The following is an 11,895-nucleotide window of genomic DNA, read 5'->3' on the forward strand; positions in this document are numbered from 1 at the left end:
CGGGGGTGCGTCACTTGCTGAAGCCGGCGGTCAGGCCGGCGATGAGCTGGCGGCGGCCGACGACGTAGAGCACGAGGATCGGCAGGGTGGACAGGACCACCGCGGCCAGGACCGCGGGGATGTTCACCGTGTACTGGCCCTGGAACGTCCACAGCGCGAGCGGCAGCACGCGCAGGTCCGGGCTCTGGGTCAGGACCAGGGGCAGCAGGAAGCCGTTCCAGACCTGCAGGGCGTTGTAGATGGAGACGGTGACGATGGCCGGGCGCGTCAACGGGAACGCCAGGCGCCACATGGTGCCCCACTCGCTGGAGCCGTCCAGGCGCATGGACTCGAACAGCTCGTTGGGCACGTCGCGGACGAAGTTGCTCAGCAGCAGCACCGTCAGCGGGATCGCGAAGGCGATCGACGGCAGGATCAGCGCGATCAGGGTGTCGTACAGCTCGAGCCGGATGATGATCAGGTAGACGGGGATGATCGTCGCCTGCAGCGGGATCGCCAGGCCCATGAGGAAGATGGCGTTGACGGACTTCAGGAACTTCCCGCCACCGCGCACGATGGCGAAGGAGGCCATGAACGACATCAGGACCGCCGGCACCACCGAGCCCAGGGTGACGATGACGCTGTTGAGGAAGTACCGGGCGATGTTCGACTCGATGACCTGCTGGTAAGCGGCGAAGGTCGGGTTCTCCGGCAGCGCCAGCGGGTTGGTCCGGAAGTACTCGGACTGCTCCTTGAAGCTTGTGATCACGATCCAGTAGATCGGGACGATGATGATCGCCAACCAGATCCACCCGGCCAGCCCGCCGAGGTAGTTGCGGTGTCCGGCTCCCCGGCGACGGCCGCCACCGGGCTTCCCGGCCGACGCCTTCCGGGGCGTGGAGACTGCGGTTGCCATGTCTCAGGCCCCTTCCAGCTGACTGGTGTTGGCGTCCTTGCCGCCCAGGCGCTGCAGCAGCAGGGCCAGTGCGAGGCCGACGAGCACCAGGATGACGGCGATCGCGCTGGCCTGTCCCATGAGGCTGGCGCGGAAGCCGCGCAGGTACATGTCGAGGGCCAGGGCGCGGGTGGCGTTGCCGGGACCACCCTGGGTCAGCACGAAGATCAGGTCGAAGAAGGTCAGCGACCCCACGACCATGAGCGTCGAGGACGTGATGATCGTGTACTTCAGCTGCGGGACCGTGATGTGGAAGAACTGCTTGATCCGGCCCGCGCCGTCCAGCTGCGCCGCTTCGTACATCGAGGTGGGGATCTGCCGGACGCCGCCTTGGTAGATCAGCGAGTGGAACGGCACGAACTGCCACGACACCACGAAGATGACGACGCCCAGCGCCAGCCACCGCTGCCCCAGCCAGTCCTGGTTCAGGAAGCCCAGGCCGAGGCCGGCGCCGATGCCGAAGTTCGGGTCCAGCAGCGCCTTGTAGACGATCGCGATGGCCGCCGAGCTCAGCAGCAGCGGAACGAAGTACAGCACCGCCAGGAAGGCGCGGTAGCGCTGGTGGCCCGCGATGAAGACGCCGATGAGCAGGCTGATCGGCGTCTGGAACAACCAGGACAGCGCCATGATGAGGAACGTCACCAGCAGGGCGTTGGGCAGCTCGGGGTCGCGCAGGACCGCCGTCCAGCTGTCCAGGCCCGCGAACCGGAGGTCGCCGATGCCGTCCCAGTCGGTGAAGCTCAGGGCGAAGACGCCCACGAGGGGGACGATCCCGAAGATGGTGAAGAACGCCAGCGCGGGCAGCACCAGCCACCACAGCGGACCTGCGTTGCCCCTCTTCGAGCTGACGCGGTTGGGGCCCGTCGCGGCCGGTCCGACCGCGACGGTGCCCACAGGGGCGTTGCTCACTGGCCCGCGACCGCGTTCATGTTGTCCGCGAACTGCTGCGGCTCGATCGAGAGCTGGAACAGCTGCGCGATGTTGGTCAGCAGCTCCTCGGCGGCGGTGGGGCTGATCGCCTGGTCCCAGGACTGCCCGAAGAACGGGGCGTTGCTGGCGATGTCGTAGACGAACGTCAGGAACTCGCCGTCCGGCGCCTCGGCGAGCTGGTCCTCGACGCCCTTGAGGATCGGGACCTCGCCGGCCTCCTGGATGAAGGCCTCGGCGATCTCCTCGGTGAGCACGCCGTCGGCGAGGTAGGCGCGGGCGATCTCCTTCTGCTCGTCGGTGGCGCTGGAGGAGATGGAGTAGTACTGCGCCGGGTTGCCGACGGTGCTCATGCCGTCGCCCTTGCCCCCGGTGACGACGGGGAAGGACTGGAAGCCCAGGTTGCCGCTGCTGACGAACTCGCCACCGTCGGCCTTGATGGAGCCGTAGCACCAGCTGCCCTGCAGCAGCATGGCGGCGCGGTCGGTGTAGAGCAGCGCCTGGTCGGCGTTCTGGTCGGCGACGACGGAGTTGAAGCCCTCGACGAACCCGCCGGCGCGGACGAGGTCCTGCGCCATGGTGAGGGCCTGCAGGACGTCCGGGTTGGACCAGGCGTCGGGCTGGCTGTTGTTGATGGCGAGGTAGGCGTCCGTGCCACCCACGCGCTGCACGAGGAACTCCAGCCACATCATGGTGGTCCACCGCGACTGGCCGGCCAGCGAGATGGGGGCGATGCCCGCGTCGTTGAAGACGGGCACCAGCGCCATGAGCTCGTCCCAGGTCGTGGGCGGCTGCGCCCCGACCTGCTCGAACAGCTTGTTGTTGGTGTAGAGGACGACAGGCTGCACGGTCTCGTGCGGCACGGCGTAGATCTTCTCGTCGACGAGGCCGGGGATCCAGGCGGCGTCGAACAGGCGGTCGCGCACCTCGGGGTTCTCCTCGACCCAGCTGGTGAGGTCCTCGATCTGGCCCGCCTCGGCCCAGTTGCGCACGCTGCCGCCACCCCAGCTGAAGATCAGGGTGGGCGCCTGGCCGGCGCCGATGGCGGTGCGGATCTTGGTCTTGTACGCGTCGTTCTGGTAGGCGGTGGCGGCCAGGTCGCCGCTCTCGGAGGTCTCGTTGAACGAGTCCACCGACTGCTGGCGGACCTCTTCCTTGGGTGCGCCCGTCAGGAACCAGATGGTGGCGTCCCCCTCAGCCGCCTGACCGGGGCCCGACGAGCCACCGCAGGCGGTCAGCGTCGCGGCGGCCAGGGGGGTCGCCATGGCGAGGGTGAGGAAGGACCGTCGGGAGGTGCGGTTCTGATCCACTCTGATCTCCGATGCGCCGAGCCGCTTCCCTGCGGCTGCTCTCGATACGCGGACGGCGGCTGCCGCCCCCGAGGACCCGGAGGGCCCCTTCAGCTCTCGCCGCTGGCGAAACCTTTCGACAGCGGCGTCTGGACGAGACCATAGGCACCGCCCCAGACGACGGTCAAGCGGTGCACCTCTTTCGTCGCCCGCCCGTGACCGAACAGCTGCCCCTGACCCGAGATCGGAGCTAAAGTTTTCGATACAACACTGCACGGAGCAGCCAGGACCGCCCCGGCCCGGCTACAGTCCCTGCACAGCCAGCCGAGGAGGGCCGCCGTGCTCGAACGCACCCAGCGCACCAGGAGCGGGCGGCGACCCACGCTCGCGACGATCGCGCAGTCGGCCGGCGTCTCCATCGCCACCGTCTCCAAGGTGGTCAACGGACGCGACGACGTCGCCGCGGACACCCGGGCCCTCGTCGAGGACCTGCTGCGCCGCCACGACTACGCCCCGCCGTCCGCGCGCCGGGCCCAGCCGGGACCGGGCGTGGTGCAGTTCTTCGTCCACGGGGAGCTGCGGGCGTACTCCACGCAGGTCATCGAGGGGGTGCTGAGCGGCGCCGACGAGGCGGGGGTGTCCGTGGCCGTGGGCCGCCTGGCCGACGACCTCGCCCAGGGCCCGCCGGCGCGCGCCTGGGCCCGGGACCTGGCCGCGCTGGGACGCTGCGGCGTCGTCGTGGTCACCGGGCAACTGACCGCTGAGCACGTGGACGCCCTGGGGCAGGTGGGGTTGCCGCTGGTCGTCATCGACCCGCTGAACCTGCCGCGCCGCGAGGTCACCAGCGTCGGCTCGACCAACTTCACCGGCGGCATGACCGCCACCCAGCACCTGCTGCAGCTCGGGCACCGCGACATCGTCTACATCGGCGGCCCCGGCACCTCCTCCTGCAACCGGGCCCGCGAGCACGGCTTCCGCGCGGCCATGGAGGCAGCGGGCCTGGCGGTGCCGCCGGAGGGGGCGCTGGACACCGAGAACTTCGCCTACGAGCCGGGCCGCCGCGCCGGCGAGCAGGTGCTGGACCGCGCGCGCCGGCCCACCGCCGTGGTCGCCGGGTGCGACTCCATCGCCCTGGGCGTCATGGAGGCCGCCCGGGTGCGCGGGCTGCGGGTGCCCGACGACCTGTCCGTGGTCGGCTTCGACGACACCGAGCTCGCCGAGGTCGCCACGCCGCCGCTGACGACGATCCGCCAGCCGCTGCGGGAGATGGGGCGCGTGGCGCTGAAGACCGTGCTGCGGATGTCGGTGGGCGAGGAGCTGGACTCGCACCACGTGGAGCTGGCGACCGAGCTGGTCGTCCGCGAGACCACCGCTCCCCCGCCGGCCTGACCGGTCGCCCGGCCACCGGTCCACGGGCAGCGCGGTGGACCGACGGCGGGGATCAGCCCTGCGCCCCCCCAGCGGCAGCGGTGGGCACCAGCTCGGCGAGCAGCGCCTCGACGCGGCCGCGGATCTCGTCGCGCACCAGCCGCACGACCTCGATGCCCTGCCCGGCGGGGTCGGTCAGTTCCCAGTCCTCGTAGCGCTTGCCCGGGTGGAACGGGCAGGCGTCGCCGCAGCCCGTGGTGATGACGACGTCGGAGGCCTGCACCGCCTCGGGGGTCAGGACCTTCGGCTGCTCGGCGGTGATGTCGACGCCGACCTCGGCCATGGCCTGAACAGCGACGGGATTGATCCGCTCGGCGGGCACCGAGCCGGCCGAGCGGACCTCCACCGCGCCACCGGACAGGGCGGTCGTGAACCCGGCGGCCATCTGCGAACGCCCGGCGTTGTGCACGCAGACGAAGATCACACTGGGCTTGTCACTCACGGAACGTCTCCCTGGTGGTCGAGCGGAGGAAGCGGGCTGCGCCGGGCTGCCGGAGGGAGGCAGGAGCCTTCACCCTCGACAGCCCCTCGAGGTGGCGCGGGGGTCCCCGGCGGAGGCCTCGCCGGAGCGCCCGCGCAGGAAGCCGGTGGAGAAGCCGAGCCCTGCGCCGGCCCCGGCACCGACGACCGGGCCCGCGCCGACCGTGATCGGCTGCGGGGCGCCGGCCGGGCCGGTGGTGCTGCCGCAGCACGAGCCACCGGCGGACTCGTCGATCTCCACGGTGCCGTCGGCGGCGACCGCGGGGGTGGAGCTGGAGCAGACGCCGGTCTCCGGCAGGTCGAGCCGGACGTCGGCGGCGGCCTCGACGTCGCCCGCGAGGTGGGCGGCGATGGAGCGCACCTGCTCGTAGCCGGTGGCCAGCAGGAACGTCGGGGCGCGGCCGTAGCTCTTCGTCCCGGCGGTGAAGAACCCGCTCTCGGGGTGCGCCAGGACGTCGGCGCCGTGCGGGGGCACGGTGCCGCAGGAGTGGAACTCCGGGTCGATCAGGGGCGCCAGGCGCGCCGGCGCCTCGACGCCGGGGTCGAGGTCCAGGCGCAGCTCGCGCAGCACCCCCAGGTCGGGGCGGAAGCCGGTGGCGGCGGCGATGACGTCGACGACCAGGCGCTGCTCACCGGCCGGGGTCCTCGCCACCACCACGACCTCGCCGCCACGGGGTTCGAGGGCGCTGACGGTGACCTCGGTGCGCAGTTCGACGCGCCCGGACTCCACGGCGTCGCGCAGCCGGGCGCCCAGGGCACCGCGGGCGGGCAGCCCGTCCAGGTCCCCGCCGCCGTAGCTGCGGGTCACCGACGCCCCGCGCACCGCCCAGACGACGCGGGTGGCGGGCGCTTCGTCCGCCAGCGCGACGAGGTTCAGCAGGGTGTTGGTCGCGGAGTGCCCGGCACCGACGACCAGGACGCGGCGTCCGGCGAAGCGGTCGCGCTCGGCACCCAGGACGTCGGGCAGCGGCCCGGCCAGGAACGGCGCGGCCTCGTCCTCCCCGAGCGCGGGCAGGCCGGAGACGCCCAGCGGGTTGGGCTGCCCCCAGGTGCCGGAGGCGTCGATCACGGCGCGGGCGTGGTGGTCGACGACGGTGCCACCGGCCTGCTGGACGCGCACGAGGAAGGGGCGCTCGTCGCGGCCCCGGCTTCGGGTCTTGTCCAGCCCGACCCGGCTGACGGCCACGACACGGGCGCCGGTGCGGGTGCGGGGGGCCAGAGCCTCGGTGGCGGCCAGCGGCTCCAGGTACCGCTCGACCAGGTCACCACCGGTGGGCAGGCCCGTCGGCTCCGGGTGTTCCCAGCCGGTGGGGGTCAGCAGCCGCGCCGCGGCGGCGTCGACGTCGTAGCGCCACGGGGAGAACAGGCGGACGTGGTGCCACTGGCGGACGGCGGCACCGACCCGCTCGCCGGCCTCCAGCACCAGCGCTTCCAGGCCGCGCTCGAGCAGGTGGGCGGCGGCGGCGAGGCCGACGGGTCCGGCGCCGACGACGACGACGGGCAGCCGGCCGGTGGGGGTGTTCACGGCACGCGCCTCCTCAGCGGGTGGGGACGGTGGGGTCGCCGGGGAAGAAGCGCCGCCCGGCCCACAGGGCCACGTAGACGAAGGCCACCAGGACGGGGACCTCGATGAGCGGGCCGACGACCCCGGCCAGGGCCTGGCCGGAGGTGACGCCGAACGTTCCGATGGCGACGGCGATGGCCAGCTCGAAGTTGTTGCCCGTCGCGGTGAAGGACAGCGTCGAGGTCTTCGCGTAGCTGAGGCCGATGGCCCTGCCGAGGGCGAAGGAACCGGCGAACATCAGCACGAAGTAGGCCAGCAGCGGCAGCGCGATGCGGGCGACGTCACCGGGCCGGGAGGTGATGGCCTCGCCCTGCAGGGCGAAGAGCATGACGATGGTGAACAGCAGCCCGTACAGGGCGACGGGGCCGATCCTCGGCAGGAAGCGCTCCTCGTACCAGGTGCGGCCCTTGGCGCGTTCCCCCAGCGTGCGGGTGAGGAAACCGGCCACCAGCGGGATGCCCAGGAACACCAGGACGCTGACGACGATGGCGCCGACGGAGAACTCCGCGCTGGTGGTGGGCAGGCCCAGCCAGCTGGGAAGCACCTGCAGGTAGAACCAGCCGAGGGCGGCGAACGCGAGGATCTGGAACACCGAGTTGATCGCCACCAGCACGGCGGCGGCCTCGCGGTCCCCGCACGAGAGGTCGTTCCAGATCAGGACCATGGCGATGCACCGCGCGAGCCCGACGATCACGAGCCCGGTGCGGTACTCGGGCTGGTCGGGCAGCAGCAGCCAGGCCAGGGCGAACATCAGCGCCGGGCCCACCAGCCAGTTCAGGGCCAGCGAGGCGACCATGAGCCTGCGGTCGGCGGCGATGCGCCCGGTCTCGGAGTAGCGGACCTTCGCCAGCACCGGGTACATCATCAGCAGCAGCCCGATCGCGATGGGCAGGCTGACCGAGCCCACCTCGACCGCGCTCAGCGCCTCGTCCAGGCCCGGGACGACGCGTCCCAGCAGGAGACCCAGCGCCATCGCGGCGATGATCCACACCGGCAGGAAGCGGTCCAGCACCGACAGGCGCGCCAGCACCGGGGTCTCGGTACCGCCGCGGGGGTTCTCGGCGACCAGGTCGCTCATCAGGCAGGTCCTTCCATCGACATCTGTCGATGACCGACACTCGCACCACCGACTCACGGCTGTCAATATCGACATCGGTGAATGCCGGGTGTCACACTGGGGACGTGCCCACCAGGACCCTGCCCCTCGTCCCGCCGGCCGGCGGGTCGGCGGGTGTCGCGTGCTGCGCGCCGCTGACCCGCGAGCCCCTCAGTGCCGAGACCGCCGCGACGCTGGCTCGCACGCTCAAGGCGATCGCCGACCCGGCGCGCCTGCGGCTGCTCTCGCTCGTGGCGGCGCACGAGGGCGGCGAGGCGTGCGTGTGCGACCTGATCGAGCCCCTCGGCCTCAGCCAGCCCACCGTCTCGCACCACCTGAAGGTCCTCGTCGAGGCCGGCCTGCTCACCCGCGACAAGCGCGGGGTGTGGGCCTACTTCGCCGTGGTCCCCGCCGCGCTCGACGCCCTGGCCGCGGTCCTGGCCACCCCGGCCGCGGACCCCGCCCGCTGAACCCCGCCCGCTGAACCCCGCCCGCTGAACCCCGCCCGCGCCCCGAGGAGCCCCGGAACCGTGAGCACCCCCCGAGTCCTGTTCGTCTGCGTCAAGAACGGCGGCAAGTCCCAGATGGCCGCCGGACTGATGCGTGAGGCCGCGGGCGACGCCGTCGCCGTGAGCTCCGCCGGCACCCGCGCCGGGAGCGCGCTGAACGCGCAGTCGGTCGAGAGCCTGCGCGAGATCGGCGTCGACATCTCCGGCCAGCGGACCCGGCAGCTGACCGACGAGATGGTCCGCGACGCCGACCTCGTCGTCGTCCTCGGCTCCGAGGCGCACGTCGAACCGGTCGACGGCACCCCGGTGGAGGTGTGGGAGACCGACGAACCCTCCGCGCGCGGCATCGAGGGCGCCGAGCGCATGCGCCTGGTCCGCGACGACATCGCCGCCCGCGTCGACCAGCTCCACCGGCGCCTGAGCACCGGCCCTCGGCCCGCCGGCGAGGACGGCACCGCCGCGGTGCACCCGGGCTGAACAGCCGGGAAACACGTGGCGCCGAGGTTGCGGACCCGGAGCGGTGCTCGGGGATGATGGGGCAGGTGGATTCCCGGGGACCGCGACACCCGCGCCGCAGGAGCACCAGCCGGTGAGCGCGCAGCAGAGCGATCAGCTGGACCGCAGGCTGGGCACCGGCGACGCGGTCGCCATCGGCCTGGGCTCGATGATGGGGGCCGGGGTGTTCGCCGCGTTCGCCCCCGCCGCCGCGGCCGCCGGCGCCGGGCTGCTGACCGGCCTGCTCATCGCCGCGGTGGTGGCGTACTGCAACGCCACCGCCACCGCGCAGCTCGCCGCCACCCACCCCACCTCCGGCGGCGCCTACGTCTACGGGCGCGAGGAGCTCGGCCACTGGTGGGGATTCCTCGCCGGCTGGGGTTTCGTGGTGGGCAAGACCGCCAGCTGCGCGGCCATGGCGCTCACCTTCGCCGCCCACGTCGCCCCGGGCCCGTGGCAGCGCCCGGTCGCCGCTGCCGCGGTGGTGGCGCTGGCGGTGGTGAACCACCACGGCATCACCCGCACCGCCCGCCTGACCCGCGTCCTGCTGGTCGTGGTCCTGGTCGCGCTGGCCGTGGTCGTGGCCGCCGGCCTGACCGCCGGCTACGGCGGGCTCTCGTGGGACGCGGTGGCGAACCCGGCCGCCGACGGCGGGCAGGGCTGGTACGGGGTCCTGCAGTCCGCGGGGCTGCTGTTCTTCGCCTTCGCCGGTTACGCGCGCATCGCCACGCTCGGCGAGGAGGTGCGCGACCCGGAGCGCACCATCCCCCGGGCCGTGCAGCTCGCCCTGGCCGGCGCGGTGGTCGTGTACGCGCTCGTCGCGGTCAGCGTGCTCGGCGTGCTGGGGCCGCTGGGCCTGGCCGGTTCCGGCGCACCGCTGGCCGCGGCGGTGAGCTCGGCCGGCTGGGACTGGGCCGAGCCGGTCGTGCGCGTCGGCGGGGCCGCCGCCGCGCTGGGGGCGTTGCTCGCGCTGATCGCCGGGGTCGGGCGCACCAGCCTGGCCATGGCCCGCGAGGACGACCTGCCGCGCTGGCTGGCCGCGGTGCACCCGCGGCACCGGGTGCCCCACCACGCCGAGATCGCCCTGGCCGCGGTGGTGTGCGTGCTGGTGCTGACCACCGACCTGCGCGGGGTGATCGGCTTCTCGTCCTTCGGCGTGCTGCTGTACTACCTGGTCGCCAACGCCGCCGCCTGGACGCAGCCGGCCGACCGGCGCCGCTTCCCCCGCCCGCTGCAGGTCCTGGGCGCCGTCGGCTGCGTGGTGCTGGCGGCCACCCTGCCGGTGAGCTCGGTCCTGGCCGGCCTGCTCGTCCTCGCCGTCGGCGTCGCGTACCGCGCGTGGCGGCTGCGCACCCGCGCCCGCCGCGCGGCCTGACGCGGCGGGGCGCACGGGGCGCTCAGCGCCGCGGTGCGCCCGCCCCGTCCCCGGTGCAGCGCACCAGCAGCAGCGTCGTGTCGTCGCCCTCGGGGTCGGGCACGACCGTCATGAGGTGGTCGGCCAGCTCCGGCAGGGGCAGGTGCGCCGAGCCGCCCGCGGCGGCGCGCAGCGACTCGATGGTCTCGTCCAGGGCCAGGCCCCGGCGCTCGACCAGGCCGTCGCTGTAGAGGACCAGCGCCGCCCCCGGCGACAGCCGCACCGGCACCGCCTGCGCGCGGCCGGTGGACACCCCCAGCAGCGGCCGGGGCGTCACCGGCAGCAGGGACGCGCCGGCCTCGAGCAGCAGCGGCGGCGGGTGCCCGGCGCTGGCCACGTGCCCCGTGCCGGAGGCGGGGTCCAGCACCGCCACGACGGCCGTGGCCATGTGCTCACCGAGCACGGACGCCGCCAGGGCGTCGAGGCGGTCCAGCGCGGCGGCCGGGCCGTGCCCCTCCAACAGGTAGGCCCGCGACGCGGTGCGCAGCTGCGCCATCGCCGCGGCGGCGTGCACGCCGTGACCGGAGACGTCGCCCACGACGACGGCGACCCGCCCCCCGGGCAGCTCCAGCGCGTCCCACCAGTCGCCGCCGAGCTGGCTGCCGCTGGCCGGGCGGTAGCGCGCCAGCACGTCCAGGCCCTCGAAGCGCGGCGGCCGCTCCAGCACGACCGCGCGCTGCAGCGACTCCGCCACCGCGATCTGGTCGCGCACCCGGCCCAGCACCAGGCTGGTGAGCTGGCTGCGCAGCCGGTCCGCGGCCACCGCCCGCCACCGCTCCCACGGCACGCTGCGCCCGCGCACCACCTCGCGCCACTTCTCGAACGACTTGCGCGGGCTGAGCCGGACACCCGGCCCCTCGGCCGCGGCGATCTCCTTGTTGCGCGGGTCGCCGCCCCAGTCGACGACCTCCTGCTGCTCCGGGCGCACCCACAGCAGCCAGCGGTCCGCGCCGAGGCCCACCCGCAGCGCGCCGGCGGCCACCCGCTCGACCGCGGACAGCTCCGGGTCCAGGGAGGCCAGGTGGTCGGTGAAGGTGGGGGCGCCGTCGCCCCGGGCCAGCAGCGCGGAGATCCGGTGCAGCACCTCGTCGTCCGGGACCTCACCCAGGGTCAGCAGGCGGCCGGCGTCGGTCAGGGCCACGCCGCCCGCGCCGAGCAGCTCCAGCAGCCGGCGGTCGCTGGTGAGGTTGACGAACGGGTCGCCCCCGGAGGCGGTGGCCGCCGAGACCAGCCCCGCGAGCAGGTCCTGCGCCTGCAGGGCGTCCTCCCGCTCGTCGGAGCGCTCCCGGCCGGCGATGAGCTGGGAGGCGGTCTGGCCGAGGAACTCCGCCGCGGAGCGGGCGTCGTGGCTGGGGCGGTGCGGGCCGGAGTAGTGGTGGCAGGCGATCAGTCCCCACAGGCGCCCGTCGAGGACGAGGGAGACGGACATGGAGGCGGTCACGCCCATGTTCTTCAGGTACTCGACGTGGATGGGCGAGACGCTGCGCAGCACCGAGTGCGACAGGTCCAGCGGGGCGCCGGTGCCCGGGTCCAGCAGGGGGTGCAGGGGTGCGGGCGCGTAGTCGACGTCGGCGATCAGCCGGGTCCAGTTCACGGTGTAGAGGCGGCGGGCCTGGGCGGGGATGTCGGAGGCGGGGTAGTGCAGGCCGCGGAAGGCGTTGAGGTCGTCGCGGCGGTCCTCGGCGACGACCTCGCCGTTCCACTGGGCGTCGAAGCGGTAGACCATGACGCGGTCGAAACCGGTCAGGGTGCGCACCTC

At 73.5% G+C, this 11,895-nt stretch carries 11 protein-coding genes; 4 read left to right on the forward strand and 7 right to left on the reverse strand.

What is annotated here, in order from left to right; genetic code table 11:
• Positions 1-10 precede the first annotated feature (10 nt).
• The 3 genes from MN205_RS08550 to MN205_RS08560 form a co-directional block, all read right to left on the reverse strand.
• Positions 11-895 carry a carbohydrate ABC transporter permease gene (locus MN205_RS08550; protein ID WP_242126235.1) on the reverse strand — a complete coding sequence of 295 codons (885 nt, stop codon included), beginning with the start codon at positions 893-895 and terminating at the stop codon, positions 11-13.
• Between the two features lie 3 nt (positions 896-898).
• Positions 899-1,753 carry a carbohydrate ABC transporter permease gene (locus MN205_RS08555; protein ID WP_374115890.1) on the reverse strand — a complete coding sequence of 285 codons (855 nt, stop codon included), beginning with the start codon at positions 1,751-1,753 and terminating at the stop codon, positions 899-901.
• Between the two features lie 86 nt (positions 1,754-1,839).
• A complete protein-coding gene (locus MN205_RS08560; protein ID WP_242126239.1) occupies positions 1,840-3,126 on the reverse strand; it encodes an extracellular solute-binding protein in 1,287 nt (428 codons plus the stop codon).
• 363 nt (positions 3,127-3,489) lie between these two features.
• Here MN205_RS08560 and MN205_RS08565 point away from each other — a divergent pair, with 363 nt between their 5' ends.
• Positions 3,490-4,539, forward strand: a complete 1,050-nt coding sequence (locus MN205_RS08565) for a LacI family DNA-binding transcriptional regulator (RefSeq protein WP_242126241.1) — start codon at positions 3,490-3,492, stop codon at positions 4,537-4,539.
• A gap of 52 nt (positions 4,540-4,591) precedes the next feature.
• On the opposite strand, the gene MN205_RS08570 is transcribed toward MN205_RS08565, so the two are convergent.
• The 3 genes from MN205_RS08570 to arsB form a co-directional block, all read right to left on the reverse strand.
• A complete protein-coding gene (locus tag MN205_RS08570) occupies positions 4,592-5,020 on the reverse strand; it encodes an arsenate reductase ArsC (RefSeq protein ID WP_242126243.1) in 429 nt (142 codons plus the stop codon).
• A 69-nt stretch (positions 5,021-5,089) separates the two neighbouring features.
• Positions 5,090-6,583, reverse strand: a complete 1,494-nt coding sequence (locus MN205_RS08575; protein ID WP_242126245.1) for an NAD(P)-binding protein — start codon at positions 6,581-6,583, stop codon at positions 5,090-5,092.
• Between the two features lie 13 nt (positions 6,584-6,596).
• On the reverse strand, positions 6,597-7,700 hold the full coding sequence (arsB, locus tag MN205_RS08580; RefSeq protein ID WP_305037184.1) for an ACR3 family arsenite efflux transporter: 1,104 nt from the start codon (positions 7,698-7,700) through the stop codon (positions 6,597-6,599).
• Between the two features lie 104 nt (positions 7,701-7,804).
• Between arsB and MN205_RS08585 the strand changes: the two genes are divergently transcribed.
• The 3 genes from MN205_RS08585 to MN205_RS08595 all read left to right on the forward strand — a co-directional run bounded on the left by MN205_RS08585 (position 7,805) and on the right by MN205_RS08595 (position 10,097).
• Positions 7,805-8,188, forward strand: a complete 384-nt coding sequence (locus MN205_RS08585) for a metalloregulator ArsR/SmtB family transcription factor (protein ID WP_242126247.1) — start codon at positions 7,805-7,807, stop codon at positions 8,186-8,188.
• 60 nt (positions 8,189-8,248) lie between these two features.
• Entirely contained in the window at positions 8,249-8,704 is a 456-nt protein-coding gene (locus MN205_RS08590) for a low molecular weight phosphatase family protein (RefSeq protein WP_242126248.1), read from the forward strand.
• 187 nt (positions 8,705-8,891) lie between these two features.
• Positions 8,892-10,097 carry an APC family permease gene (locus MN205_RS08595; protein WP_374115891.1) on the forward strand — a complete coding sequence of 402 codons (1,206 nt, stop codon included), beginning with the start codon at positions 8,892-8,894 and terminating at the stop codon, positions 10,095-10,097.
• A 22-nt stretch (positions 10,098-10,119) separates the two neighbouring features.
• Here the strand turns inward: MN205_RS08595 and MN205_RS08600 are convergent.
• On the reverse strand, positions 10,120-11,895 hold a 1,776-nt coding region (locus tag MN205_RS08600; protein ID WP_242126253.1), incomplete at its 5' end, for a SpoIIE family protein phosphatase.

The organism is Kineococcus sp. TRM81007 (genome assembly GCF_022669155.1).
GTDB lineage: Bacteria > Actinomycetota > Actinomycetes > Actinomycetales > Kineococcaceae > Kineococcus.